General features: G+C 66.9%; 23 protein-coding genes. 13 read left to right on the forward strand and 10 right to left on the reverse strand.

Going from position 1 to position 26,394, the window contains the following annotated elements; all coding sequences use genetic code 11:
* From WAQ08_RS13270 to WAQ08_RS13285, 4 genes are all read right to left on the reverse strand, one after another.
* Nucleotides 1-2,373: a TonB-dependent siderophore receptor gene (locus WAQ08_RS13270; RefSeq protein WP_422192055.1), complete on the reverse strand. Its 2,373-nt coding sequence runs from the start codon at nt 2,371-2,373 to the stop codon at nt 1-3.
* A gap of 107 nt (nt 2,374-2,480) precedes the next feature.
* Nucleotides 2,481-3,509, reverse strand: coding sequence for a FecR family protein (locus WAQ08_RS13275; RefSeq protein WP_422192056.1), 1,029 nt, complete (start codon nt 3,507-3,509; stop codon nt 2,481-2,483).
* Entirely contained in the window at nt 3,506-4,087 is a 582-nt protein-coding gene (locus WAQ08_RS13280) for an RNA polymerase sigma factor (protein ID WP_422192057.1), read from the reverse strand. The genes WAQ08_RS13275 and WAQ08_RS13280 overlap by 4 nt, the downstream gene beginning before the upstream one ends.
* Nucleotides 4,088-4,150: 63 nt before the next feature.
* Nucleotides 4,151-5,428, reverse strand: a complete 1,278-nt coding sequence (locus tag WAQ08_RS13285) for an NAD(P)/FAD-dependent oxidoreductase (RefSeq protein WP_422192058.1) — start codon at nt 5,426-5,428, stop codon at nt 4,151-4,153.
* A gap of 518 nt (nt 5,429-5,946) precedes the next feature.
* On the opposite strand from WAQ08_RS13285, the gene WAQ08_RS13290 reads away from it, so the two are divergent.
* A complete protein-coding gene (locus WAQ08_RS13290; protein ID WP_422192059.1) occupies nt 5,947-6,312 on the forward strand; it encodes a hypothetical protein in 366 nt (121 codons plus the stop codon).
* Complete coding sequence (locus WAQ08_RS13295) at nt 6,312-8,207, forward strand: DUF4105 domain-containing protein (RefSeq protein WP_422192060.1); 1,896 nt, start codon at nt 6,312-6,314, stop codon at nt 8,205-8,207. Before WAQ08_RS13290 ends, WAQ08_RS13295 begins: the two co-directional genes overlap by 1 nt.
* An 89-nt stretch (nt 8,208-8,296) precedes the next feature.
* On the opposite strand, the gene WAQ08_RS13300 is transcribed toward WAQ08_RS13295, so the two are convergent.
* Nucleotides 8,297-10,492, reverse strand: coding sequence for a malate synthase G (locus WAQ08_RS13300; protein ID WP_422192061.1), 2,196 nt, complete (start codon nt 10,490-10,492; stop codon nt 8,297-8,299).
* Between the two features lie 196 nt (nt 10,493-10,688).
* Between WAQ08_RS13300 and WAQ08_RS13305 the strand changes: the two genes are divergently transcribed.
* Together WAQ08_RS13305 and WAQ08_RS13310 are read left to right on the forward strand one after the other, a co-directional pair.
* On the forward strand, nt 10,689-11,618 hold the full coding sequence (locus WAQ08_RS13305; RefSeq protein WP_422192062.1) for a LysR family transcriptional regulator: 930 nt from the start codon (nt 10,689-10,691) through the stop codon (nt 11,616-11,618).
* Complete coding sequence (locus tag WAQ08_RS13310; protein ID WP_422192063.1) at nt 11,608-12,063, forward strand: DUF2214 family protein; 456 nt, start codon at nt 11,608-11,610, stop codon at nt 12,061-12,063. Before WAQ08_RS13305 ends, WAQ08_RS13310 begins: the two co-directional genes overlap by 11 nt.
* A gap of 67 nt (nt 12,064-12,130) precedes the next feature.
* Here the strand turns inward: WAQ08_RS13310 and WAQ08_RS13315 are convergent, their stop codons facing one another.
* Nucleotides 12,131-12,400 carry a hypothetical protein gene (locus tag WAQ08_RS13315; protein WP_422192064.1) on the reverse strand — a complete coding sequence of 90 codons (270 nt, stop codon included), beginning with the start codon at nt 12,398-12,400 and terminating at the stop codon, nt 12,131-12,133.
* 98 nt (nt 12,401-12,498) lie between these two features.
* Here WAQ08_RS13315 and WAQ08_RS13320 point away from each other — a divergent pair, with 98 nt between their 5' ends.
* The gene (locus WAQ08_RS13320; protein WP_422192065.1) at nt 12,499-12,918 is read left to right on the forward strand and encodes a hypothetical protein; all 420 of its coding nucleotides are present in this window, start codon (nt 12,499-12,501) and stop codon (nt 12,916-12,918) included.
* Here WAQ08_RS13320 and WAQ08_RS13325 read toward each other — a convergent pair.
* The 3 genes from WAQ08_RS13325 to WAQ08_RS13335 all read right to left on the reverse strand — a co-directional run bounded on the left by WAQ08_RS13325 (nt 12,915) and on the right by WAQ08_RS13335 (nt 16,032).
* Nucleotides 12,915-14,024 (reverse strand): hypothetical protein, encoded by a 1,110-nt coding sequence (locus WAQ08_RS13325; protein ID WP_422192066.1) that lies wholly within the window; start codon nt 14,022-14,024, stop codon nt 12,915-12,917. The genes WAQ08_RS13320 and WAQ08_RS13325 overlap by 4 nt on opposite strands.
* A 15-nt stretch (nt 14,025-14,039) precedes the next feature.
* Complete coding sequence (locus WAQ08_RS13330) at nt 14,040-14,615, reverse strand: DUF4337 domain-containing protein (protein WP_422192067.1); 576 nt, start codon at nt 14,613-14,615, stop codon at nt 14,040-14,042.
* Nucleotides 14,616-14,694: 79 nt separating this feature from the next.
* A complete protein-coding gene (locus tag WAQ08_RS13335; protein ID WP_422192068.1) occupies nt 14,695-16,032 on the reverse strand; it encodes a protein kinase domain-containing protein in 1,338 nt (445 codons plus the stop codon).
* Between the two features lie 120 nt (nt 16,033-16,152).
* On the opposite strand from WAQ08_RS13335, the gene argS reads away from it, so the two are divergent.
* The 8 genes from argS to WAQ08_RS13375 all read left to right on the forward strand — a co-directional run bounded on the left by argS (nt 16,153) and on the right by WAQ08_RS13375 (nt 24,775).
* Nucleotides 16,153-17,844, forward strand: coding sequence for an arginine--tRNA ligase (gene argS / locus WAQ08_RS13340; protein ID WP_422192069.1), 1,692 nt, complete (start codon nt 16,153-16,155; stop codon nt 17,842-17,844).
* Between the two features lie 23 nt (nt 17,845-17,867).
* On the forward strand, nt 17,868-18,518 hold the full coding sequence (locus WAQ08_RS13345) for an SPOR domain-containing protein (RefSeq protein WP_422192070.1): 651 nt from the start codon (nt 17,868-17,870) through the stop codon (nt 18,516-18,518).
* A 20-nt stretch (nt 18,519-18,538) separates the two neighbouring features.
* Nucleotides 18,539-19,198 (forward strand): thiol:disulfide interchange protein DsbA/DsbL, encoded by a 660-nt coding sequence (locus WAQ08_RS13350; protein WP_422192071.1) that lies wholly within the window; start codon nt 18,539-18,541, stop codon nt 19,196-19,198.
* Nucleotides 19,199-19,347: 149 nt separating this feature from the next.
* Entirely contained in the window at nt 19,348-20,028 is a 681-nt protein-coding gene (gene lptA, locus WAQ08_RS13355) for a lipopolysaccharide transport periplasmic protein LptA (RefSeq protein WP_422192072.1), read from the forward strand.
* The gene (gene lptB / locus WAQ08_RS13360) at nt 20,028-20,822 is read left to right on the forward strand and encodes an LPS export ABC transporter ATP-binding protein (RefSeq protein WP_422192073.1); all 795 of its coding nucleotides are present in this window, start codon (nt 20,028-20,030) and stop codon (nt 20,820-20,822) included. Before lptA ends, lptB begins: the two co-directional genes overlap by 1 nt.
* 14 nt (nt 20,823-20,836) lie before the next feature.
* Complete coding sequence (locus tag WAQ08_RS13365; RefSeq protein ID WP_422192074.1) at nt 20,837-22,384, forward strand: RNA polymerase factor sigma-54; 1,548 nt, start codon at nt 20,837-20,839, stop codon at nt 22,382-22,384.
* A gap of 57 nt (nt 22,385-22,441) precedes the next feature.
* A complete protein-coding gene (locus tag WAQ08_RS13370) occupies nt 22,442-23,179 on the forward strand; it encodes a DUF599 domain-containing protein (RefSeq protein WP_422192075.1) in 738 nt (245 codons plus the stop codon).
* Between the two features lie 102 nt (nt 23,180-23,281).
* Entirely contained in the window at nt 23,282-24,775 is a 1,494-nt protein-coding gene (locus tag WAQ08_RS13375; RefSeq protein ID WP_422192076.1) for a THUMP domain-containing class I SAM-dependent RNA methyltransferase, read from the forward strand.
* A 94-nt stretch (nt 24,776-24,869) separates the two neighbouring features.
* On the opposite strand, the gene WAQ08_RS13380 is transcribed toward WAQ08_RS13375, so the two are convergent.
* Complete coding sequence (locus tag WAQ08_RS13380; RefSeq protein ID WP_422192077.1) at nt 24,870-25,619, reverse strand: 16S rRNA (uracil(1498)-N(3))-methyltransferase; 750 nt, start codon at nt 25,617-25,619, stop codon at nt 24,870-24,872.
* Between the last annotated feature and the right edge of the window lie 775 nt (nt 25,620-26,394).

A 26,394-nucleotide genomic window follows, 5' to 3' on the forward strand; every position in this document is an offset into this window, starting at 1 on the left:
TCAGAAGCGGTACCTGGCCGTCAAGGTGAAGCTGCGCTCAGCACCAGGGTAGTAGCCACCCTGGGCGCGCGAAGCCACATAGTCCTTGTCGAACAGGTTGGCCACGTTCAGGGCCAGGCGCCAGGGTCCCTGGTCATAGCGGATGGCCGCATCCACCAGCGTGAATGCGGGCGTGGACTGGGTGTTCTCCAGGTCGTCGTAGCGGCTGCCCACATAGCGCACACCCGCCCCCAGGCTCAAGCCTTGCAGCGCACCGCCCAAGGCATGGTCGATGCCGATGGATGCCAGCTGACGCGGCACCTGCATTGGCACCTTGCCCAGGTCGAGGTCCACGCCTCTGGTCACTTTGACGTCGGTGTAGCTGTAGGCGGCGTGGAGGTCGAGGTTTGGCGCCAGCCGAGCCTTGGCCTCCAGTTCCAGGCCGCGTGAATGGATCTCTCCTGACTGGAACAAGGCTCCGCCAGCGTCGTATGACATGACGTTGGTCTTGGTCAGGTCGAACAGGGCTACGGTGACGAGGCTGCGGCCATCGGCGGGTTGGTATTTGGCGCCGACCTCCCATTGCTTGCCGCGCGAGGGCTTGAACGGCTCGCCCGCGCTGGTCTTCAGGCTTTGAGGTACGAAGGATTCGGCGTAGCTGAGGTAGGGGGCCAGGCCGTTGCTGGCCAGGTAAGTCAGGCCGGCGCGGCCGCTGAAAGCCTTGTCGCTTCGGCGATCGAGCAGGCCGCGGTTGAGTGTGTCCGTGCGGACCTCGTCATGCCGGCCGCCCAGTGTGACCAGCCAGCGTTGATCGATCTTGATCTGGTCTTGCGCATACAGACCCAGTTGACGCGAATCGGTCTCTCGTGAGCGGATGGCGGACAGCACGCTGGGGGTGGGCATTGGCACGCCATGTACGGGGTTGTCCAGGTCGAGCGACGGCGTGCTTCCCGGCGTGGACCACCACTCCTTGTAGTTGGTGCCGACTTTGCTCAAGTCCATGCCGAGCAGCACGGTGTGTGCCACGAGGCCCTGGCCGAAACGGGCCTGTACATTCGTGTCCAAGGCGATCTGGTTGAGGTTGTCGTCCGCGTAGCGGGCATCACGTGGCACGGTGTTGCCTGTGATGTCGTATTTGAAGATGAAGTGGTTGTTCACGCCCGATTCGGCATAGCGCAGGTTCTGGCGGATCGTCCACGTGTCGTTGACATGGTGCTCGAACTGGTAGCCCAGCAGGGTCTGGTTCTGCTCGTAGCGCAGGTAGTCGGGATCCCCGGTCAGGATGCCCTCCCTTCGACTGGGTGTGGTCACGTACAGCGAGAATCCCTTGACGACATTGTGTTGCTGCTCGGCCATCAGGGTCAGGGTGGTGGCGGCCGATGGCTTCCAGGTGAGCGATGGCGCGATGTAAAGGCGCTCATTGCTGCCACGGTCACCGTTGTCGAACTTCATCTGGTTCTCGGTGTCCAGGGCCAGCGCCACCAGACGGTACCGCAGCGTGCCGTTGGCATCCAGGGCGCCTCCCAGGTCGGCCGCGATCTGCTTGCGGCCATGTGAGCCGGTCTGCACCAGTACCTCGCTTGGGGCGTTGGCATCAGGGCGCTTGCTCACGCGGTGGATGGTGCCGCCCGCTTCCACCTGGCCATAGGTGACCGAGGCGGGGCCTCGCAGCACCTCGATGCGCTCGAGCCCATAGGTCTCGGTCTGGAAGTTGATCCATTGGCTCCGGGCCAGGCGCTGTCCGTCCACCAGGGTGCTGGTGGCGTTGGCGTCGAACCCACGCATCAGTGCCCATTCGGTGCCGCGGGTTTCGACACCGTAGCTGTCCACCGTGACGCCGGGCACGTAGCGCAGAGCTTCCATCACGCTCTGCGCCCCGCGCATTTCCAACTCTTCACGGCCGATCACGGAGATCGATTGCGGCACTTCGATCAAGGCGGTGTCTGTCTTGGTGCCGGTACCGCTGCGACGGGCCACCAAGCCGTTGACCGGCCCCTGCGCGTCTTCCTGAATGGCGCGGGCCTGCACCTTGATGGGGGGCAGCGCACTGTCTTCCAGCGGCGCGGGGTGCAGCGTGAACGAGCCATTCGTGCCGGGCTGGGCACGCAGGCCCGAGCCCTCGAGCAGCTTGCCCAGGGCCTGCTGGGGCGTCAGCCGGCCAGAGATGGCCGGGGCGGTTCGGCCCGAGACCAAATCACCCGGCGCGAAGATCTGCGCGCCCGTCTGGCTGGACAGGCCGGCCAGGGCGCTGGCCAGGCTCTGGGCGGGCAACTGGATGTCGACCGCCTGGCTGGCCGCTTGCGCCAGGGCCGCGGGATGGTGGGTGGCGAGCAGGCTGCCGAAGCAGCCGGCAAGGGCGAGCGTCAGCAGGCGCTGGCGTGTCGTGAACAACATGGACTGGAACTCCGTTTTACAAGGTGTCTGTGGCGGTCGCGGGAGCAATCGCCAAGGGCATTCACCTGTAGAGACGGATCAGCGCGAAAAACAAGGACAGGGTCTGTTCACGGCGGGTTGCTTCTTGTAGCGCGCAAGGCCACGCGCCCATCGGGCAGGGCCTGCACGCTCAGCGGCAGGATGGCGGGCAGCGCGGCCAGCAGGCTGGCGGAGTCGGCCGCCTTGAAGCGCCCGGTCAGGGGCAGGCGGCCCACGCTGTCGTCGGCCAGCGTGATGGGCTGGGCGCGGTGGGCATTGATGGCGGGCAGTGCTTCGTCCAGGCGGGTGTTGTCGAACACCAGCCAGCCATCGCGCCAGGCGCTGGCCTGGCCCGCGTCGATGGCCGAGCGCAGCTGCGCGGGCTGGCCCGGGCGCAGCGTGAGCGCCTGCCCGGCACGCAGGTCCACCGTGGGCAGGGCCGGCTCGCCGGGCTTGACGCGCGGATCGAATCGCACATGCCCGTGCTCGACATGGATGGACACCGGGCCGCCCCGGTCCTTCACGGTGAAGGCCGTGCCCAGCACGGTGATCCGGCCCAGGCGGGTGTCGACCAGGAAGGGCCGTTCGGGGTCTCGGGCGATGTCGAAGCGGGCTTCGCCTTCGTCCAGCACCACCACGCGCTGGTGGCGGTACAGGCGCGCCCACACGCGGGTGCGGGCGTTCAGGTCCAGGCGGCTGCCCGTGCCATGGCCCAGGTCAGGCAGGGCCACGGTGAGAAACTCGGCGGTGCCGGTGGCATAGCGCTGCTCGAACACCGGCTGACGCCACCAGTACCAGCCCCCGGCCGATCCGGTCAGCACGGCGCAGCCCGCGAACGCGGCCAGGCCACGCAAGGCCTGTCGACGTGAGGGGGCGGGTGGTGCCGGCTCGAAGCGATCGCGCACATCGGCGGCGATGCCCCCGAGCAATTGCCAGCGGCGTTGGGCTTCGGTGGCGGCGGCCTCGTGCGCGGGGGATGTCAGGCGCCATTTGGCCAACGAGGCGCGGGCACGCTCGGCCGCGTCAGGGGGCTCCACGGCGGCTTTGGCAATCAGCTTGAGGCCGTGTTCGATCAGGCGCTCCGAGGCGCTGAGGGGCAGGGTGCTGGCCGGGTTCATGCGCGCTCCTCCGCCAGCATGGGCTGGGTGCTGGCGCGGATGTGCGGCTCCACCAGCACTGGCAGCCCATCGGCCAGCTCGGTGAAGGCGCGGGCGCAGTCCAGCGTGGCGCGCACCACGTGCTTGGCCACGGCGGCCTCGGTGATGTTCAGGCGCTGCGCGATCTCGGTCTGCGTGTGGCCCTGGGCGCGGAACAGCAGAAAGACCTCGCGGCGGCGGGGCGGCAGTTGCTCCAGCAGCTCGACCACGCGCTCCACCAGTTGGCGATAGGCGGCCATGTGCTCGGCCGATGGCGCAGAGGGATGCGGGTTGAGGGCCGTGCGCTCGTCGGTCCAGGCCTGCACCACCTGCCGATGCCGGGCCTGGTCGATGCACAGGTTGTGTGCGGTGCGGAACAGCAAGGCCCGGGGGGACTCAATGGCCGACGCGCTGCCCGGCGCGGCCAGGGCGTACTGGTACACCTGCGCAAAGGTGGTCTGGGCGATGTCGGCCGCATCGTCGGGGTTGCGCAGCTTGTGCTTCAAGTGTCGCAACAGGTCGCGGTAGTGCAGCAGCAACTCGCGGATGAGGTCGGGCATCGGCGTCTTCCCCTGTTGCAGATGATTTGAATGAGAATGATTATCAAATTATCTCGCAGGATGTCATCCGTTGCGCCTGCCTGGATGGGGGGGGTGAACCCCGACCTCAGGTGCCGGTGTGTTGATCCGACGTGGCCCAGGTGTCGGTCTGGCGTGCCCCCCGCTCTTCATCCGCCACAGCCTGCGGCAGCTGCCCGCCCCGCTGCTCATGGCTGCGCGTGAAACGCAGGTGCGTGATGTCCGGCGGGTAGAACCTGCCCCAGGCCCATTCCAGGAACACGCGCAGGTGCCGCCCCCACGAGGGCATCTGCGACAGATAGTAGGCCCGCCACACAACCCAGGCCAGCCAGTCAACGCGACACCACCCACCTCGGCCACGCCTTTCAGATGCCGGATGGAGGCCATCATCCCGCGCGAGCGGTGGCTGAAAGGTTGCGTCTGCCGGCCCTGCGACATGGCGATCAGGTTGTCCGCCAGGTGCCGCGCCTGGCGCACCGCGAACTGCGCAGTCGGTGGCGACAACTCCCCATCGTGCGCGTTGGGCACGGCCGCGCAATCGCCCAGGGCCCACATGTTCGGCGTGCCTTGCACTGAAAGATCCGCGTTGGTCAGGATGCGGCTTTGCTGCAGGGGCAGGTCCAGCATCTGCGCCAGCGGGTTGATCTCGGTGCCGATGGTGCAGATCAGGGTTTGGCCCTCGATCTGCTCGCCGGTCTTGAGCGTCACGCCGTGCGGGCTCAGGGCCTCGGTCCGCGTGCACAGGCGCACCTCCAAACCGCGCCTGGTCAGCGACTCCAGCGCGGCGGCGCCCAGGCGCGGCGACAGCTCCGGCAGCAGCCGGTCGGTGCAGTGCAGCACGGTGATGCGCAGCTCGTCGGCCTGCACCTTTGGGTACTTGAGGTAGTAGCGCCGGATGCTGGCCAGGCAGTCCACCAGCTCGCCGATCACCTCCACGCCCGAGAAGCCACCGCCGATCACGATGAAGTGACCCAGCCAGCGCCGCAGGGCCGGGTCGCTCTCCAGTTCGATGCGGGCCAGGCGGCGCAGCACCGAGTTGCGGATGTGCATGGCATCGCCCACCGTCTTGAGCGGCAGCGCGTGCTCGGCCATGCCGGGCAGCATGTCCAGCTTGGCGCGGTTGCCGAAGGCCAGCACCAGGTGGTCGTACGGGATGCTCAACTCACCGGCCAGCGAGTGGCAGCGCAGGGTGCGCTGGGCCGTGTCCACGGCGGTGACGCTGCCCATGATGAAGCGGCAGCCATGGCCGGCACGCAGCATCTCGCGCACCGGCACCACCACCTGCTCGGGGAACACCGAGGCACCCACGGCCTCGGGCAGCATGGGGTTGAAGGTGGTGTAGCTCTCGTCAGAGATCAGCGTGATCCGTGCGCCAATGGGCCAGCGCCGCTCCAGCGTCCGGACCAGGGGGGGCCGGCGAATCCGGCACCGATGACGACCACTGCGGGGGCTGAGGGCATGGCGGGGCTCCGGGCAAGGGGTTGAGACCCAATGCAGGAACCGTGCGAAGGGCGCGGTGTCTGTTTGACTCCCCGCGTTTGTATGTAAATGTGTATTTACTTCGCCACAACCGGCGCATCGAGCGACAAACCCTGGATGGTGAATGTCTCCTGAACTCATAGAATCCGACCCGACCAGTAGTACCAGGGAGAGGGCAGGTCAAAAGGGCGACGTGATCCCCTGCTGCACCCAAGCGTCTGCATGACAGTTCCAGCATCGAACCAGTGACGGGAGCGGTGTGGCGTTGCCGTGCCAGAAGAAGCCTTATCCGGCCGTGATGTCGTCATCTGCGGGGTATGACAGTCATTCGTCATCTGTCATTTACATCACCAGGAATCTTTATGAAGAAGTTGGCTTTTTATGTCGCCATGGGCTCGGTCGTCCTGATGACCGGTTGCGCCTCGATCCTCAATGAGCAGACGCAGCAGGTCAATGTGTCCGCCTCCAACGGGAAGGCCGTGCAAGGCTCGGTGGACGGCAAGACTTTCACCACGCCTGGCGTGGTCGCGCTGCAGCGTGCCAAGGCCTCCAAGATCGTGACCTCCAGCACCGAAGGTTGCGCCAAGGAAACCGCCGTGGAAAGCTCGGTCGATCCCAAGTTCTTCATCAACATCCTGTCGGGCGGCGCCTTCGGTTCGACCACCGACTACTCCACCGAAAAGATGTGGAAGTACGCTGACAACGTGGTGATCTCCTGCGGTCAGTGATGCTCCGCTGGCTGGGCCAGGGCGGCTTTCGGGCCGCCTTTTTTGTGCGTGTGCTCACCGGGCTCGCGGGGCTGATCGGCCTGATGGGCGTGCTTGGCTGGGTTCCGCCAGCGCGTGCCCAGGTGGTTGGGCACGATGTGCCGGCCCTGCAGGCCATGGCGCGCGCGCAGGGCCTGGCGAATGATCCCGTGTGGGCGGCCTTGCTCCATCTGGTGCATGGGCGCCCCACCCTGGAAGATGCAGGTTTCCTGCTCTCCATGCCGAATCCTTCGGCCTCATCCGAACTGGATGCGACGATTGAAGCCCTCTATGGTGTGCGATCCCGGGAGATGCTTTGTCGCTTTCCGGCGCGCCATGCGTGGCTGACGCAGCGCCTGGGCTTGCCGGCCCTGCCGCTCGATCACTGTGAGGAACTGCAGGAGTTCCTGCGCAGGGCACCTGCTGACCATGTCGCCCTGGTGTTCGCGTCGGAGAACCTGGCGCAGCCCTCCAGCATGATGGGCCACCTGTTCCTCAAGGTGGCCGGCCCGGACGCGCAAGGCGTCGAGCGCGAGCACGCAATCTCCTTTTATACGGACGCCGCCACCTTCAACCTGCCCAAGCTGCTGTTCGACAGCCTGGTGATCGGCAAGCAGGGGTACTTCGCCCTGTCGCCTTACGCACAGGACGTGAGCCAGTACGTGGAGAGGGAGCAGCGCACGCTGTGGGAGTACGAACTGCGGCTGGATGAGGCGCAGCGCACGCTGGTGCGCTACCACCTGATCGAACTAAAGCAATCGTCCTTCACCTATTTCTTTCACCGGCACAACTGTGCGACGCTGATCAAGCACATCGTGGCGGTGGCCTGGCCCGGGATGCTGTCGCAGGACACCTGGATCGACACGCCCAAGGACATCGTCAAGCTGGCGAGCCAGGCCGGTGCCGTGGAGACCACCATCGTGCGTGCGCCTGCGCGCTGGCGGGTCAGGGCCATCGCGCCCGCCTTGCCTGCAGGTGTGGCCGACCGGGTGCGTGAGGCCGTTCAGTCCGGGCGCACCGACATCGTCGATCCCGCGCAGGCGGCATCGAGGCAGTCCTACCTGTCCCTTGAGCTGGCATCGGCCTACAACCAGTACCTGCATGAGCACGAGGCCCGCCCGGCAGCCGATTGGCGCTCGTACCGGGATGCGATCGAGGCGTTGAAATCGGCCACCTATGCGGATTACGCCGTGGAGGCCATGCCGCGCAAGGATCCCGTGAAGTCGCCCCAGGACTCGCAGGTGCGCCTCGGGTTCAAGCACCAGCAGGGCGGCCGCCGGCAATTGACCGTGGGTGTCCTGCCCGTGTCCCACACCCTGGCCGACGACAACGAGCAGTACTTCGGCGAGAACGAGCTTCGATTGTTCGACACTGAACTGCGGGTGGATCTCGACACTGGTCGTGTGGGCCTGGAGCGGTTCACCATCTACGCGGCCAAGTCGGTGCTGCCTCGTGATGCCTTCACCGGCGGCTGGTCAGGGCAGTTCAAGGTGGGCTGGGAGTCGCAACCCGGGCGCGAACTCGAAGACCGGACGGCCCTGCTCATGGAGGGTGGCCTGGGTGCTGCCTGGCGCCCATTGTCTGACGTCGATGTCTACGCGCTGGCCAACGCCGGCCTGGGCGTTCGCCATGGTGGCTACGGCTATGTCAATCCGGTGATCGGTGCGATCGTGCGGGAGGTCTATGGCATGAAGTCGCACCTCACCTTGTCCCACATCGATCGTCCCTTGGGGCGCAGCGAAGGTGTGAGCGAGGTGGCGTTCACCCAGTCCAAGTACTTCGCCGAGGGCTACACGCTGGTGCTGCAGGCCAGCAGGCGCTTCACCCCCGGGCGACAGGCGGATGCCGTGACGGCCACGGTCAAGCGCCTGTTTTGAAGTTCATGGATGACGCCAGGGCCATGGCATGGGGTGGACACATGAAAAAGGCACCCAGCAGGGTGCCTTTTCACTGGGGGCGCTGAGGATCAGACGCCAGTCTTGGCCTTCAGGCGCCAGGCGTGCAGCAGCGGCTCGGTGTAACCCGAGGGCTGTTCCTTGCCCTTGAAGACCAGGTCCAGCGAAGCCTGGAAGGCCACGCCGTTGGGGTTGGCCACCAGGGGCTTGTAGACCGGGTCGGCGGCGTTCTGCTTGTCCACCACGCCGGCCATGCGCGTGAAGGTCTCGCGCACTTGCGCTTCGGTCACCACGCCGTGGTGCAGCCAGTTGGCCACGTGCTGGCTGGAGATGCGCAGCGTGGCGCGGTCTTCCATCAGGCCCACGTTGTGGATGTCGGGCACCTTGGAGCAGCCCACGCCCTGGTCGATCCAGCGCACCACGTAACCCAGGATGCCCTGGATGTTGTTGTCCAGCTCCTGCTGCTTGTCGGCGTCGGACCAGTTGGCGGTTTCCACCACGGGGATGGTCAGCAGCTTGTCCAGCAGCGATTGCGGGTCTTCACCGTTCTTCTCGATGTCGGCCTGGATGTCGGCCACGCTCACCTGGTGGTAGTGCGTGGCGTGCAGCGTGGCGGCGGTGGGCGAGGGCGTCCAGGCGGTGTTGGCACCGGCCTTGGGGTGGGCGATCTTCTGCTCCAGCATGCCGGCCATCAGGTCGGGCATGGCCCACATGCCCTTGCCGATCTGGGCGCGGCCGCGCAGGCCGGTCTGCAGGCCGATCAGCACGTTGCGGCGCTCGTAGGCGGCGATCCAGGCGCTGTTCTTGATGTCGCCCTTGCGCATCATCGGGCCGGCCAGCATGGCGGTGTGCATCTCGTCGCCGGTGCGGTCCAGGAAGCCGGTGTTGATGAAGGCCACGCGGCTCTTGGCAGCGACGATACAGGCCTTCAGGTTGACCGAGGTGCGGCGCTCTTCGTCCATGATGCCCAGCTTCACGGTGCTGTCGGGCAGGCCCAGCAGCTGTTCGACGCGGCTGAACAGTTCGGCGGCGAAGCCCACTTCAGCGGGGCCGTGCATCTTGGGCTTGACGATGTAGACCGAGCCGGTGCGCGAGTTGCGGATGGCCTGGCCGTTGAGCTTGCCGTGGCCTTGCAGGTCGTGCAGGGCGATGGTGGTGGTCACCACGGCGTCCATGATGCCTTCGGGGATCTCCTTGCCTTCGGCGCCCCACAGGATGGCCGGGTTGGTCATCAGGTGGCCCACGTTGCGCACGAACATCAGCGAGCGGCCGTGCAGCTTCACTTCGCCGCCATTGGCGCCGGTGTAGACGCGGTCGGGGTTCAGCGCGCGGGTGAAGGTCTTGCCGCCCTTGGCGACGGATTCGGTCAGCGTGCCTTGCTGAATGCCCAGCCAGTTGCTGTAGCCCAGCACCTTGTCTTCGGCATCGACAGCGGCGACGGAGTCTTCCAGGTCCAGGATGGTGGACACGGCCGATTCCAGCACCAGATCGGCCACACCGGCGGCATCGGTCTGGCCGATGGGGGTGTTGCGGTTGATCTGGATGTCGATGTGCATGCCGTTGTTGACCAGCAGCACGCTGCTCGGGGCTGCGGCATCACCCTGGTAGCCCAGGAACTGGGCGGGGTTCTTCAGGCCGGTGGTCTTGCCGCCAGCCAGGGCGACGACCAGCTTGCCGCCGACCACGGTGTAGCCGGTGGAATCCTTGTGCGAACCAGCTTCCAGCGGCGTGGCCTGGTCAAGGAAGTTGCGCGCCCAGGCGATGACCTTGTTGCCGCGCACTTCGTTGTAGCCAGGGCCCTTGGCGGCGCCGTCGGCTTCGCTGATGGCGTCGGTGCCGTACAGGGCGTCGTACAGGCTGCCCCAACGGGCGTTGGCGGCGTTCAGGGCGTAGCGGGCGTTCAGGATGGGCACGACCAGCTGCGGGCCGGCCTGCGTGGCCAGCTCGGCATCGACGTTGGTGGTCGTGGCCTTCACGTCACCGGGCACGGGCACCAGGTAGCCGATCTTTTCCAGGTGGGCCTTGTAGGCGCCGAAGTCCTTGATCGGGCCCGGGTTGGCGGCGTGCCAGGTGTCCATCTCGGTCTGGATGCGGTCGCGCTCGGCCAGCAGTGCGGCGTTCTTGGGGGCCAGGTCGTTCACGATCTGGTCGAAGCCCGCCCAGAACTTGGCGCTGTCGACGCCGGTGCCCGGCAGCACCTTGTCTTCGATGAAACGGTAGAGCTCGGTGGCCACTTGCAGGCCATGGACGGTGGTGCGTGCGGTCATGGGTAACCTCGTCGAATAGGTGGGTCGCAAAAAAAGGGGAGTCTGAAGAAGGCGAATCGAGAGGAGCGCGAGGCCGCAGCGGCCAAGTCCCTCTTTGCCATGTCGCCAGTTTATTCGATACTTGGCTGAACATTACCGGGGCTAAAAGTCATGGGATTCATGACTTTTACGCAAAGATCAGGCAGCATCCCAGCCCATGGACCGACTCAAGCAGATCGAATCCTTCGTGGCCGTGGCCACTAAGGGCAGCCTCACCGCCGCGGCCACCGCCGAGGGCGTGGCGCCTGCCGTGATCGGCCGCCGCATCGACGCGCTCGAAGAACGCCTGGGCGTGAAGCTGCTGGTGCGCACCACCCGTCGCATCAGCCTCACGCACGAGGGGGCGGCCTTTCTGGAAGACGCGCACCGCCTGCTGGCCGATCTGGCCAGCGCCGAGGCCAGCGTCAGCGCCGGGGGCGTGAAGGCCAGCGGCCACCTGCGCATCACCGCGCCGGCCGGCTTCGGGCGCCGGCACGTGGCGCCGCTGGTGCCCAGCTTCGTGGCCCAGCACCCCGAGGTGTCGATCTCGCTGAACCTAGCCGACCGGCTGGTCGATCTGGTCAACGAAGGCTTCGACTGCGCCGTGCGCGTGGGCGACCTGCCCGATTCCAGCCTGGTCAGCGTGCGCCTGGCCGACAACCGCCGCCTGTGCGTGGCCAGCCCTGATTACCTGGCGCGCCACGGCCGCCCCATGGTGCCCGCCGACATCGCCCGCCACGACTGCCTCACGCTCAGCTCCGAGGCCAGCCAGACGCGCGGCTGGGCCTTCACCATCGACGGCCAGACCGCCTATGTGCGCCCCGCCACCAAGCTCGACTGCTCCGATGGCCAGGTGCTGCACGCCTGGTGCCTGGAAGGCCTGGGGCTGGCCTGGCGCTCGTGGTGGGAGGTCGAATCCGATGTGCACGCCGGCCGCCTGGTCAGCGTGCTGGATGACTTCGCTGCGCCGCCCAACGGCATCTACGCCGTCTTCGCGCAGCGCAAGCACCTGCCCGTGCGCCTGCGCCTGTGGATCGATTTCATCAAGGCCACGTATGGCGACCCGGCATACTGGTCCACCTCGTCCAGGAGTCCCCATGTTGACTGAATCGCTGCTGGCCTACGCGCACTTCGTGGCCATCCTCACGCTCGTCGTCTTCATCACCAGCGAGGCCGCGCTGTGCCGCCCCGAATGGATGAACGCCGCCGTGGTGCGCCGTCTGGCGCGCGTGGACATCATCTACATGGGGGCGGCCATGGCCGTGCTGGCCACGGGTTTCGCGCGCACCTACTGGGGCGCCAAGGGCTTCGAGTGGTACTGGCACCAGCCGCTGCTTCACATCAAGGTGACGCTGTTCGTGATCGTGGGCCTGATCTCGATCGCGCCGACACGGGCCTTCATCCGCTGGCGCAAGGCGGTCGACGCGAACGGCGCGCTGCCGCCTGAGGCCGAGGTGCGCAAGGTCCGCAAGCTGATCATGGTGCAGGCGCACCTGGTGATGCTGATCCCGCTGGCGGCCGTGCTGCTGGCGCGCGGGGTGTGGGCACACTGATCGCCCCGATCAGCTGGTGCCCGGCGCATCGGCCAGGCCGTGAGGCCTGACCGACGCCTGTTCTTGCTTACTTCGAGGCGGCCGGGGCAGCGCCAGCGGCAGCATCCTTCTCGCACTTCTTGATGAAGCTGTTCTTGGCGGCGCCGGCCAGCTTCTTGTCCGCAGCGGTGGTGGCGCAGGTGCTCTTGGCCGCGTCCTTCTCGCACTTCTTGACGAAGCTGTTCTTGGCGGCGCCCGCCAGCTTCTTGTCGGCGGCCTTGGCCTCGCAGGTGGCGTCGGCGGCGTGGGCCAGGCTGGCGGTCAGGGCCAGGGTCATTGCGGCGATCATCAGGCGCATGGGAACTCTCCGTAGGTTGCGGGGTGGTTGTCGTCTCAGTCTAGCGGGCGCTGGCGGGGCTCGCCAGTGTGGTCTCAACGCCGCGCGCCCTGATCCGGATGACGCGTCGCCTCTGGCCGCCACCCTTGCCATGGGTGGCCACCTTGGTCCAGGCGCAATCCATCCAGTGGTCCACTGGCGAGGTGCTGCTCAATGGCAATGTCGGGGGCGACAGCTTCAGCATCGATGCCTACTACGGCGGGGTGGTAGCGCCGCAGATCGCGGGCGAGCTGTCCGCCTGGGCAGACATCAGCTATGTCGAGGTGTTTGATCATTACGAGCAGGTGTACTCACATGACGAACAGGTGCTCGACTACTGTGAGACAGAAGATCCATTCACCTGCTACTACCGCAGCGAACCGGTCTACATCGAACAGCCCGTCCACCGCTACGAGAGCGATCTGGGCGAGGGGCAGATCTACCTGACCTCGATCGATGTGCAGACCCACGTGGTGGCCGTGCAGGGGGGGGCGCTTTAGCGCGCGGCGCCGCACGTGAGCGGATCGCTGGCGTAGGCGGCCTCGCCCAGTGTGCGCAGGCGGGCCAGGTAGCACTCGTAGCGCTGTGCCCAGTGGTAGGCCCGCTCGTCGGACAAGATCCCGCGCACGTTGGTCGTGCTGGCCTCGGCCACCATCAGCGTGTCGCTGCGGGCAGCGGTCATCAGGCCTTCGACCAGCAGCATGTCGGACATCAAAAAATCCGTGTGCTCCGCAGGCAAGCCGGCGGCCGTGCCCAGGGCCTGGCCTGTCTGGCCGGCCCAGGCCTCGATGGTGGCCGTCAGGTCGGTGCGCGCCAGCCGGTTCTCGGCGGGTGTCTGGCGCAGCCGGTGCACGGCGGGGGCCACGCCCCGGCTCACGGGCCGGGTGGTGGCTGTCATGTCCAAGGGGGTGCCCAATGCCGCAGGCAGGCCTTGCAGTTGTGTCTCGGCCAGTTGGCGTGCCCGCGTGAGTTCGGCCGCGGACAAGGGTTGCAGCGCACAGGGCACCTCGTCGCCGCGGCCCAGGCTCTGGCACAGCAGGCGGTGCCAGGCCTTTTGCCCCAAGGGCACGCCGAACACGGCCTGCGGGCCCGTCACCTGCAGGCTGCCGCCGCCGATGTCCAGCACCCGGCGCTCGCCCAGCCGATCTCCCAGCGCCTGGCGGGCACCAGCATAGCCGTAGTGGCCCTCCTGCGCGGGGGCGGAGATCAGCAGCGACACCCCGCTGGCCCGGCGGATGTTGCGCAGGGCCTGAATCAGGTCGTCCGGTTCACGCTGCAAGGCCAGCCGCCAGGCCGAGAAACCCACGCCGACCTGGCCATGGCAGTCGGGCCAGCGGCCCTGTTCGCGCAGTACGCGCAGGGCCACGGCGGTGTGGGGCACCACGGCGTCGATGCCGGTGCCGCTGTTCACGGCCGCCAGCACGTCCAGGTCCATGCGGGGTTCAGCCGTCGATGCGGTGCTGCCCGCACGGATCCCCGACGATCCCAGGTCGAAGGCGATGCGGCACGGCGCGGTGGGCTCGGCGGCCCAGGCGGCTGTGCCCCAGCCCAGGGCCATGGCGCATGCCCACCGCAGCATTTCTGGCAGCAAACGGGCGTTTGTCATCAGGCTGCCCAGGCCTCAGGCGCCCATGATGGCGACCGCACCGGCCGCCAGGCCCAGCCCGCCAGAGATGTACACCGTCCATAGCATCCAGCGCTTGCGCGACAGCAGCGTGATGGCCGACAGGCCGATGGCGATCTGCAGCAAGGTGGTCGACAAGGCCCAGCGCTCGTGCTCGTGCATGGCGTGCTCGCTCTGCTCGTCGGCATGGTGGGCACGCTCTTCCAGTTTCTCGGCCTCGCGCTTGATGTCTTCTTTTTCCTTGGTGTAGCGCTGCACGGCTTGCTTGAAGTTGGCCTGCGCCTCACCCGTGGTCAGCGTCACCGACAGCTCGGCCAGGTTCTGCTTGTTGCTCTTGGCCTGGTAGTAGTTCCACTGGTTCGAGGCCGAGGTCTTCTGGATCGCGGCCTCGTTCTTGAACATCAGCGCCTCGTTCTGCGAGTGCCCGCCCATGTAGCCGAAGATGGCGCCGATGGTCGACAGCACGGCGGTCAGCACCGCCACGCGCGAGGTGAAGTTGTCGCCGCCATGCTGGGCCACGTGTTCGATCTCGTGGTCGTGCGGTCCGTGCACGTGGAATCCATGGCCTGACATCGGGCGCTCCTGCGGGCTGTTCGGGTGCCGCAGATTCTATCGAGCGCCATCGGGGGTGCCCGGCGCGACTGAACCGAAGCTACATGATCCGCCGCGGGTGGGCCAGCGCCTCGTGCGCCGCATGCAGGCGCCGCACCAGCACGCGGATGAAGGCCTCGTCGAACAGGTGTCGGCAGTTGGGGCTGAGCTGGCCCAGCGTCTCCGGCGTGAACGAGATCGTCGTGGCCGGCTCCGACACCATCACGTCGGTGCTGTGCCGGCGCAGCTCGGGGTTGGGCGCCAGGTAGGCCATCTCGCCCACCGAGGTGCCCGCGCCCAGCAGCGCCACGCGCTTGCCATTGCGGAACACCTCCACGCTGCCCTGCGCGATGATGTGGAAGGTGCGCCCCTCCTCGCCACGCTTGTACAGCGAGTGCCCGAAGGGAAAGCGCTGCCACTTGGCGCGGTGCACCACCTCCCACAGCTCCACATCGCCGAAGCTGATGAAGAAATCCAGCGAGCGCAGCAGGTTGAAGCGCTCCGAATCGAGCACGCCCTGCAGGTGTCCGCGCGGCACCTTGTGGCTGGACACCAGGTCCGACAGCGCCTCCGCAAAGGCATCCCAGTGCGGGTAGCGGTCGTTCTTGTCCTTGGCCAGGGCCTTTTGCAGCACGTCGTCCACGGCCTGGTTCACACCGGCGCGCATGCCCGTCAGCGGGGCGGGCGTCTGGTTGTAGATCTGGTTCATCAGGACAGCTTGCGAGTTCGCCTCGAAGGGCGGCCGCCCGGCGATCAGGTGGTACAGCACGGCGCCCAGCGAGTAGATGTCGGCCCGGCTGTCCAGCACCTCGCCTTCGAGCTGCTCGGGCGACATGTAGGCCAGCGAGCCCACTTGGTGCACCTGCGTGGCATCGGCCTGCAGGTTCAGCACGCTGCCGAAATCGGTGATCTTCACGTCCGTCACCAGGCCCTGGGCGTTGGTGATGGCCAGGATGTTGGCGGGCTTCACGTCCCGGTGGATCAGGCCCTGCTTGTACACATAGCTCAGCGCCATCGCGCACTTGAAGCCGATTTCCACGATCAGCTCCAGCGGCAGCAGGTTGTCCGGCCGGCAAAAGCTCTTGAGCGTGGTGCCCGGCACGTACTCCATCACCACGTAGGGTGAGGTCGGATCGGCCACCGCGTCGTAGATCTGGACCACGTTGGGGTGCTGCAGGCGGCCCACCAGGGCGGCCTCGGCGGCGAAGAAGCGGGCGTAGACGGGCCCGTCCACCGCGTCCATCAGCGCGGCCGAGCGCACGCGCTTCAAGGCCACCTCGCGCTGGAAGAAGTCGTCCTGGCACAGGAAGACCTCGCTCGTGGCGCCTTCGCCCAAGCGGCGGATCATCTGGTACTTGCCGAGGCGGCTTGCACCCAGTTCGATGTCGATGGCTTCCATGGCCCCATCTTTCCATGCCGGCCCAGGGTTTCATGGCACGAAAAGCCCGCCCGCGCACCGGCATTTCGTGACATTCTGCCGCTTGGGCGCCCCGTTGGGGCCACCCCGTAAAATGCCCCCATGATTCAAGCCAAGCGTGATCTCCTGAAGGCCCTGGGTGAGGCCTTGCGCCAGGCGGCGCCCGACGCCGATGCGTTCTTCACCCCCGTGTTCGAGGCGCCCAAGCAGGCCGCCCATGGCGACCTGGCCGTCACCGCCGCCATGCAACTGGCCAAGCCCCTGAAAAAGAACCCCCGCGAGCTGGCCACGGCCCTCGTCGCCGCCCTGCAGGCCCAGCCGGCCGTGCAGCAGTGGGTCTCGGCGGTCGAGATCGCCGGCCCCGGGTTCATCAACCTGCGCCTCAAGCCCGAGGCCAAGCAGTCCATCGTGGCCGATGTGCTGTCCGAGGGCGCCGCTTTCGGCTGCCAGCCCGCCACCGAGCGCAAGGTGCTGGTCGAGTTCGTCTCGGCCAACCCCACCGGCCCGCTGCACGTGGGCCATGGCCGCCAGGGCGCTTTGGGCGATGCCCTGTGCAACCTGTTCGAGACGCAGGGCCAGCAGGTCACCCGCGAGTTCTATTACAACGACGCCGGCGTGCAGATCACCACGCTGGCCAATTCCACCCAGGCGCGCCTCAAGGGGCTCAAGCCCGGTGATGCCGACTGGCCCGAATCCGCCTACAACGGCGACTACATCGCCGACATCGCCCGCGATTTCCTGGCCAAGAAGACCGTCAAGGCCGATGACCGCGAGTTCACCGCCAGCGGCGACGTTAATGATCTGGACGGCATCCGCCAGTTCGCCGTGGCCTACCTGCGCCACGAGCAGGATCTGGACTTGAAGGCCTTTGGCGTCCGCTTCGACAACTACTACCTCGAATCCAGCCTGTACACCTCGGGCCGGGTCGAGGCGGCGGTGCAAAAGCTGAAAGACGCCGGCAAGACCTTCGAAGAAGGCGGCGCCCTGTGGCTGCGCAGCACCGATTACGGTGACGACAAGGACCGCGTCATGCGCAAGTCCGACGGCGGCTACACCTACTTCGTGCCCGATGTGGCCTATCACATCGCCAAGTGGGAGCGTGGCTTCGTGCAGTGCGTGAACATCCAGGGCTCGGACCACCACGGCACCATCGCCCGCGTGCGCGCCGGCCTGCAGGCGGCCGGTGTCGGCATTCCCCAGGGCTGGCCCGATTACGTGCTGCACAAGATGGTCACCGTGATGAAGAACGGCGAGGAGGTCAAGATATCCAAGCGCGCCGGCAGCTACGTCACCCTGCGCGACCTGATCGAATGGACCAGCAAGGATGCCGTCCGCTTCTTCCTGATCAGCCGCAAGGCCGACACCGAGTTCACCTTCGATGTCGACCTGGCCCTCAAGACCAATGACGAGAACCCCGTGTTCTACGTGCAGTACGCCCATGCCCGCATGAGCAAGGTGATGCGCGACTGGACCTCTGAGCGTGGTGGTGATCTGGCCGGCCTGTCCCAGGCCCAGTTGGCGCTGCTGGCCGCGCCCAGCGAGCTCACCCTGATGAGCAAGCTGGCCGAATACCCCGACATGCTCACGCAGGCGGCCTTGGGCCTGGCTCCGCACGATGTGGCGTTTTATCTGCGCGACCTGGCTGGGGCCTTCCACAGCTACTACGCGGCGGAACGATTCCTGGTCGATGATGTCGAACTGACCCGTGCGCGCGTCGCCCTGCTGGCAGCCACTGCCCAGGTGCTGCGCAACGGCCTGGCTCTGCTGGGCGTCAGCGCACCGGACAAAATGTGATCCCCAACAAAGGACGCTCCTCTATGAAATCCCAACGCGGAGGCTTCTTCCTCGGCATGATCGTGGGCCTCTTGATCGGCCTGGCGCTGGCGCTGGGCGTGGCCCTGTACGTCACCAAGGTGCCGCTGCCCTTCGTCGACAAGGTGCCCCAGCGCACGGCCGAGCAAGATGCGGCCGAGGCCGAGCACAACAAGAACTGGGACCCCAACGCCCCCTTGTACGGTAACAACCCGGCCAAGCCCAAGCCCGTGCCCAAGCCCATCGTCGAAGACGTGGCCACGGACCCGGCCAACGCGGCGGCGTCCGCACCGACGCCCGCGGCATCGGCCAAGCCTGCTGAGCCCGCCAAGCCGGCCAGCGCGGCCGCTTCGTCTGTCCGAAATCCCGCGGCCATCCTGTCAGGCGGAGAACCCGTGTCCACCAACCCGCCCGCCGATGCGTTGAGCTTCTATGTGCAGGCCGGCGCCTATGGCAACTCGGCCGAAGCTGAACAGCAGCGCGCCAAGCTGTCGATGCTGGGCCTGGAGGCCGGCGTCTCCGAGCGCGAGGTCAACGGCCGCACCATGTTCCGTGTCCGCCTGGGGCCCTTCGCCCAAAGGGAACTGGCCGAGGAAGTTCGGGTCAAGCTCTCGGGCAGCGGCATCGACACGGCACTGGTGCGCGTCCAGAAGTGAACAGAAAGGACACCGTCTAGATGAACCGCCGAGAGTTTTCCAAGCAGACCGCCGCGATCGCCGGCGTTGGCATGGCCGCAGGCCTGGCCCCCTGGCAATCCGCCCAGGCCCAGACGCCGGCCGAAGGCACCAACTACGTCAAGCTGTCGCAGCCGGCGCCGGTGTCCGCACCGGCCGGCAAGATCGAGGTCGTCGAGTTCTTCTGGTACGGCTGCCCGCACTGCTTCTATTTCGAGCCCTCGCTGGCCGCCTGGGCCGCCAAGCTGCCGCCTGATGTGATCTTCAAGCGCGTGCCCGTGGCCTTCCGCGAGAACCCCTTCGTGGCCCACCAGCGCCTGTACTTCGCCATCGAAGCCCTGGGCCTGATCCCCACGTTGCACGCCAAGGTGTTCCATGCGCTCCACCAGGAGCAGCTCAAGCTCGACAAGCCTGATCTCATCGCCGACTGGGTGGCCAAGCAAGGCGTGGACAAGACCAAGTTCATGGCCATGTACAACTCGTTTGCGCTGCAGACCAAGTCGGCCCAGGCCCGCACCTTGATGGACGCCTACAAGATCGACGGCGTGCCCGCGATCGGCGTGGCCGGCCGCTACTTCACGTCGGTGTCGCTCAACGGCACGCCCGACAAGGCCCTGGCCACCACCGATTACCTGATCGGCCTGGCACGCAAGGGTAAGTAAACTGCCCACCTAAGGCCCCGTTCGCGGGGCTCTCACCGGATCTTTCCGGATGATTTGCATGGACATCCCACTCGGGCTCTGTCCATGCCACGGGCTTCGCGGCTAGAATGAATGCAAAATTCATGCCGATAGTGGCTCGCCACATGCACGTGTCCTCTTTGCCCCCCGCTGCCCCCCAACGCCGCCGCACCGCCCTGGTGCTTGGCCTGGCCCTGACGCTTGGCGGCGTCCTGGTCGCCCAGTCGGCCTGGGCCGACAGCTCCGACCGTTTCCAGCCCCTCAATTTCGCGGCCGACAACGCCCGGGTTGATGACAACCAGCGCGTCAACGTGCTCACCGGCAACGTCGAGATCACCAAGGGCACCATCGTGCTGAGGTCCGCCAAGGTCGAGGTGCGCCAGCAGGCCGACGGCTCCCAGACGGCCGTGGCCACCAATGGGGCCGGCGGGCGAGCCTACTTCCGCCAGCGCCGCCAGGGCCTCGATGAATACATCGAAGGCGAGGCCGAGCGCATCGAGTACGACGGCCAGGGCGACAAGGTCTACTTCAAGGGCCGCGCCGTGATGCGCCGCCTCAATGGCGCCACCGTGGCCGACGAGGTCGTGGGTCAGAGCATCGTCTACGACAACCGCACCGAGGTCTTCCAGGTGGCTGGTGGCGGCAGTGGCGGCGGTACCACGGGATCGCCCACGACGGGCGGCCGTGTGCGTGGCGTGATCGCGCCCCGCAACGATCCGGCCTCCGCACCGGGCAATGCCGCGCCGCGTGATGGCGCCAAACTGGCGCCCTCCGGCAGCCTGTCTCAACCTGCGCTGGAGAGCAACCGCTGATGCCGGACGCCTCGCCCGCCACCCCCGCGCCTGCCACACCGGCAGCCGCCGCCCCCAGCCAGCTGCGCGCCGAGGGCCTGAAGAAGCGCTACGGCGCTCGCACCGTTGTCCATGATGTCCACGTGGCCGTGGGCGCCGGCGAGGTCGTCGGCCTGCTGGGCCCCAACGGCGCCGGCAAGACCACCAGCTTCTACATGATCGTGGGCCTCGTGCGCGCCGACGCCGGCATGATCGACATCGATGGCCAGCGCGTCGAGCGCCTGCCCATCCACCAGCGCTCGCGCATGGGCCTGAGCTACCTGCCGCAAGAGGCCTCCATCTTCCGCAAACTCAATGTGGAAGAGAACATCCGCGCCGTGCTGGAGCTGCAGGTGGATGAGCGCGGCAAGCCGCTCACGTCTGCCGTGATCGAGCAGCGCCTGGACACCCTGCTGCACGACCTGAGCATCGAGCGCCTGCGCACCAGCCCTTCGCTGGCGCTGTCGGGTGGCGAGCGCCGCCGCGTCGAGATCGCCCGGGCCCTGGCCACGCAGCCGCGCTTCATCCTGCTCGACGAGCCCTTCGCCGGCGTCGATCCGATCGCCGTGATCGAGATCCAGCGCATCATCAGCTTCCTCAAGGGACGCGGCATCGGCGTGCTGATCACCGACCACAACGTGCGCGAAACCCTCGGCATCTGCGACCGTGCCTACATCATCAGCGAAGGCCGCGTGCTGGCCGAAGGCCGCCCTTCCGAGATCATCCACAACGCCGAGGTCCGCAAGGTCTACCTGGGCGAACACTTCCGCATGTAAGGCGCGCTGGCGGTATGAAGCCCTCCTTGCAGTTCCGGCTCTCGCAGCACCTGGCGCTCACCCCCCAGCTGCAGCAGTCCATCCGCCTGCTGCAACTCTCCACGCTCGAACTCCATCAAGAGGTCGAGCAGATGCTGGAGCAGAACCCCTTCCTGGAGCCGGAGGACGAAGGCGGTTTCGACAACAGCCTGGTCAGCCTGGAGGCTGAACGCCAGCAGTCCGAGCGCGTGCAGCGTGAGGAAAGCCGCGAGACCGAGAGCGCCGCCTCGTCCGAGGGCGACAGTGCGGCCGAAGGCACTGGCCTGGACACGGCCGAACTCGGCACCACCGAGCGCGACGACTGGGAAAACGGCACCGAGCGCGACGACTTCGACGGCATCCGCGAAACGCCTTCGCGCAACAACGATGACGACGACTTCGACCCGCTCGAGCGCAACAGCATCGCCATCAGCCTGGCCGAGCACCTGCGCCAGCAACTGCGCGGCACCCGCCTGTCGCCGCAGGACATGGCCGCGGTCGACATGCTCATCGAGTCCCTGAACGAAGACGGCTACCTGGCCGACCCGCTCGAAGAGATCGCCGAGTCCCTGTTCTCCGAGGACGCCGATGAAGAAATGCGCGACGAGGTGCTCTCGCGCCTGCGCTGCGCCCTGCGCTGGCTGCAGAACCTCGACCCTCTGGGCGTCGGCGCGGCCGACCTGTCCGAGTGCCTGATCCTGCAGCTGCGCGCCCGCGAGCGTTGCGAGGCCCAGGCCATTGCCATCCTGATCTGCAAGAGCCACCTCGAACTGCTGGCCCGCCGCGACTTCAAGAAGCTCATGGCCGCGACCGGTGCCGACGAGGCCCTGCTCAAGGAAGCGCAGGGCATGATCGTGCAGCTCGAACCCAAGCCGGGCCGCCCCTTCACGCGTGCCGAGGCCAACATCATCGTGCCCGACGTCATCGTGCAGAAGTCCGGCCGCGGCTTCAAGGTCGTGCTCAACCCCGACGTGATGCCCAAGCTACGCATCAACGACCTCTACGCCCAGGCCCTCAAGCAGAGCCGCGCGCCGCGTGGCAGCGCCGCCTCCGAAGGCCACGCCAGCATGAGCTCGCGTCTGCAAGAGGCCCGCTGGTTCGTCAAGAACATCCAGCAGCGCTTCGACACCATCCTGCGTGTGTCGCAGGCCATCGTCGATCGCCAGAAGAACTTCTTCACCCACGGCGAGATCGCGATGAAGCCGCTGGTGCTGCGCGAGATCGCCGACGAGCTCGGCCTGCACGAATCGACCATCTCGCGCGTGACCACGGCCAAGTACATGAACACGCCGTTCGGCACCTTCGAGCTCAAGTACTTCTTCGGCTCCTCGCTTAACACCGAGGCCGGCGGCAATGCCTCCAGCACGGCGGTGCGCGCGCTGATCAAGCAGCTCGTGTCGGCCGAAGACGCCAAGAAGCCCCTGTCCGACAGCCAGCTCAGCAGCATGCTCGAAGAGCAGGGCATCCAGGTGGCGCGCCGCACCGTGGCCAAGTACCGCGAAGCCCTCAAGATCGCCCCGGCCAACCTGCGCAAGGCGCTCTGAGCCGCCTGGGCCGCATCAAGGCAGGCCCGCCGTCCACCCCCTCTTCGCCACGCTTCCATGCCGCAGCTGCCCAACCTGATCACCAACCTCATCACCGTCTTGCCCTGGCAGGACTGGGCGGCGCTGGCCCTGTTCATCGGCGGCTGGATCGGCTATGCCTTGTTTGCGGATTGGCGCGCCAAGGTCCAGCGCACCCTGCTGGCCAGCACCAACCACTATCGCAAGCTGTGGATGCGCCAGGTCACCTTCCGTGATCAGCGCATCGTTGATGCCGCCGTGGTGCAGAACCTGTCGGCCAGCCCGTCCTTCTGGGCCTCCACCACCATCCTGGTGCTTGGTGGTCTGCTGGCCGTGCTGGGCACCAGCGACAAGGCCAATGTGCTGGTGCAGGATCTGCCCTTCGCCGCGCGCACCTCCATGCTCATCTTCGACCTGAAGATCATCACCATGCTGGTGGTCTTTGTGTACGCCTTCTTCCGCTTCACCTGGTCGATGCGCGTCTACTCCTTCGGCGCCATCGTGGTGGGGGCCGCGCCCAACGTCTCCGTCTTCGACAGCGGCGTAGCCGACCGGGATGAATACGCCGATCGCGCTGGGCGCCTCATGGGCCTGGCCGCCGAAAGCTTCGCCGACGGCCTGCGCGCCTATTACATGTCCTTCGCCGTCATCGGGTGGTTCATTTCGCCGGGTGTCTTCATGCTGCTCACCCTGGCCGTGCTGTGGGTGCTGTTCCGCCGCGAATTCCGCTCCGACGTGTCCGCCATCCTGCGTGAGGACGCTCCCGGGCACCTCTGAGCCAAGCGCCTGGGCCGCGGCGCTGGCTTGACCGAGCGCCCACCGCCACACCAACCTACCCTGGGGGCTGCGATGCCGGCCCTCAGCCGCTATCCTTCCGCCATGAACTCCACGCCCCCCCGTCGCCGCCCCGGCCCTTCCTCCCGCGCCTCTCAGCAGGACCGGGGTGGGGCAGAGCGCCGCGATGGCCCCGCCCGAGGCGGTGGCGCGGGCGGCCGCTATGGCGACGGCCCGGGCCAAGGCGCCCAGCGGCGCCCGGCGCCCGCACCGGTTCGGCGTGACCTGACTCCCGTGCTCTTCCTCTCTTGTGCCGCGGGCGTCGAGCCCCTGTTGGCCGAAGAACTGGCCCCCTGGCTGCACGATCTGCCCCTGGAGATCATTCCGGAGCGCGGCGGCGTGCGCGTCGCCCCCTCCGAACAGCCGCGTCGTGCCACGGACCTCTCCTTTGATCTCAGCAGCGAGCTGGCGCTCACCATGGTCCGTGCCGTCTTCCTGCTCAACCTGCAAAGCCGTCTGGCTCAGCGCGTGCTATGGCGCGTCGCCCTCGGCCCCTACGCCAGCGAAGACCAGCTCTACCACCTGGCCCGCAGCGTCCAGTGGGACGACTGGATCACCCCGCGCCACACCCTGCGCGTCGACGTCACCGCCCGCCACAGCCCGCTGCAGAGCCTGAACTTCGCTGGCCTGCGCATCAAGGACGCCGTTTGCGACCACCTGCGCGACCAGTTCGGCGAACGTCCTGACGTCGATACCCGTCACCCCGACCTCAGCCTGCAACTGCACCTCGATGGCGACGTGGCCTACCTCTACGTCGACACCTCTGGCGAGGCGCTCTTCAAGCGCGGCTGGCGCGAAGACAAGGGTGAGGCCCCGCTCAAGGAGACGCTGGCCGCCGCCATGCTCGCCGCCGCCGGCTGGAAAGGCCGTGCTGAAGACGGCCCCTTGCTCGATCCCTGCTGCGGCTCCGGCACCATCGCCATCGAGGCTGCCCAGATCGCCTGTGGCATCGCCCCCGGCCTGCAACGCCGCTTTGCCTTCGAGCGCCTGCGCCCCTTCGCGGCCCACCTGGGCGGCCTGCAGCAGCTCAAGCAGCAGGCGCGCGATCGCATTCATGCCCCGGCCGTGCGCATCTACACCGGCGACGTCTCCTTCCGCATGACCGACTTCGCCACCCGCAACGCCGAGCGCGCCGGCGTGCTGCACACCATCGAGTTCAAGACAGCCGATGCGCTGCAGCGCCCAGCCCCGGCCGAAGGAGGCGTCCTCATGTTCAATCCGCCCTATGGCGAACGCATCGATCCCAAGGGCACGGGCCACGGGGGCGCAGTTCGTGCTGCCCGCGAGGATTTCGTCGATCAGCAGGGCGCCAGCGACTTCTTCACCCGCCTGGCCTCCCACTGGAAGCGCCAGTACGGCGGCTGGACCGCCTGGGTGCTCAGCCCTGACATGAAGCTGCCCAGCGCCATGCGCCTCAAGGAAAGCCGCCGCGTCGTCATGTTCAACGGCCCCATCGAGTGCCGCCTGTTCCGCTTTGACCTGGTCTCGGGCTCCGCGCGGGCGCAAGCACCGTCTCAGGCAGACGCCAGCGAGGATTGAGCGTGTCGTGCTCCATGCGCGCTACCCATGGATGGCGCGCGCATCGAGGGCGAGGCGATGCCAGCAAATCCGTTCGCTGGACGCTGCCCGCCGATCAGGCCAACTGCCCTGCCACCAGCGACAGCATCATCAGCGGGGCTGTGTCCGCGCGCAGAACACGGGCCCCCAGTCCGACGGGCGTCCAGCCCAGTTCGCTGGCCCGCTTCTCCTCCGCATCGGTCAGGCCGCCCTCCGGCCCGCTCAAGAAGCACAGCCCAGGATGTGAGGCCTGAGGCGTCAGCCGATCCGCCTGCTGCAACCACTGCAGCCCCGACAGCCTCGGGTTGAAGCTCAAGGTGGCTCGGTGCATGCCTGCACCCGCCGCCTCCAGCCAATGCTTCAAAGGCTGCACCGCATGCACCACCGGCACCCGTGTGCGGCCACTCTGCTCGCAGGCCGCTTCCGCCACGGATTGCCAGTGCGCCACCTTCTTGGCCGCACGCTCGCCATCCAGGCGCAACACCGAGCGCTCGCACACCAGCGGCTGAATGCCAGCCACCCCCAGCTCCGCGGCCTTCTCCACCAGCGCGTCCATGCGGTCATTGGCGGGCATGCCCAGGGCCAGCGTCACGGCCACGGGCAGCTCCCGGTCCACGTCTTGCCGTGATGCCGCAGCCACCTGTACGTCGCGCCGCCCCATCTGCGTGATGACGGCCGTCCACTCCCCGCCGTGCCCGTCGAACAGCACCACCTCATCGCCGGGCTGCTGACGCAGCACCTGCACATGCCGTGCGGCACCCTCCGGCAGCGCCAGGGCCAGCCCTTCGCTCAACACCACATCCTTCAAGAACAGACGCAATCCCACCTCATCCCTCGCTCCCCGTGGCTGCCCACGGCATGGGCGGCGGGCGCCAGGGCCGGCCGCGTTGCCTGATCCGCCAGCGCCGTGCGCCAGCTGCCGCGCGAGTGTCGCACTAGTTGACGGCGTAGGGCGATGCCCGGCGCCTGGCTGCCTGACGCTGACGGATGACGCCCTGGCTTGCGACTGCCCGTGTTGCCGCTGCAGCCTTACTGTTGATAGATATAGGGCATGGGCGACATGAGGGCGCGCGCAGGGGCAGGTGCTCGGCATGGCTGCGTGCACTGTCCGGCCCAGCTTGCCTGATGCCTCACGCCTGTCACGAGGTAGATGGACGGGGTAGCGCGCGTCATATCCTGGTTCGCACAGCTCGCCCGTTGCGTGGATCTGCCCCGCATAACCCGTCCGGATCGAACCCATGCTCTCCGGACAGCCCCGTGCGCGCCCTCTAAGAGGCGCGGGCGCTCAAGCCGATCCTGGGTGTCCGAAAACATTGGAAACCGAGACTCGCACAACTTTTTTGATCTTTTTTTGAAAAGGCTTGCGCACCCCCTTGAAACCATGCCATAATTGCATTCTTCGCTGATCACGGTGCTGCAAGCAAGGCAGCAAAACAGATCAGGCAAAAGCTGAAAAGCAAAAGCCTCAAGCGAGATGTTCTTTAAAAATTAACAGCCGATAAGCGTGGGTGTTTGGTGCAAGTGTTGTGCCAGATACTCATGAATTTGAAAGATGGATAGAGCTTATGCTTTGTTCTTTGATCGATTCCGAGATGAGTTTT

Origin of the sequence: Aquabacterium sp. (assembly GCF_049274795.1) — a bacterium.
In the GTDB taxonomy this organism is placed as follows: Bacteria; Pseudomonadota; Gammaproteobacteria; order Burkholderiales; family Burkholderiaceae_C; genus Aquabacterium.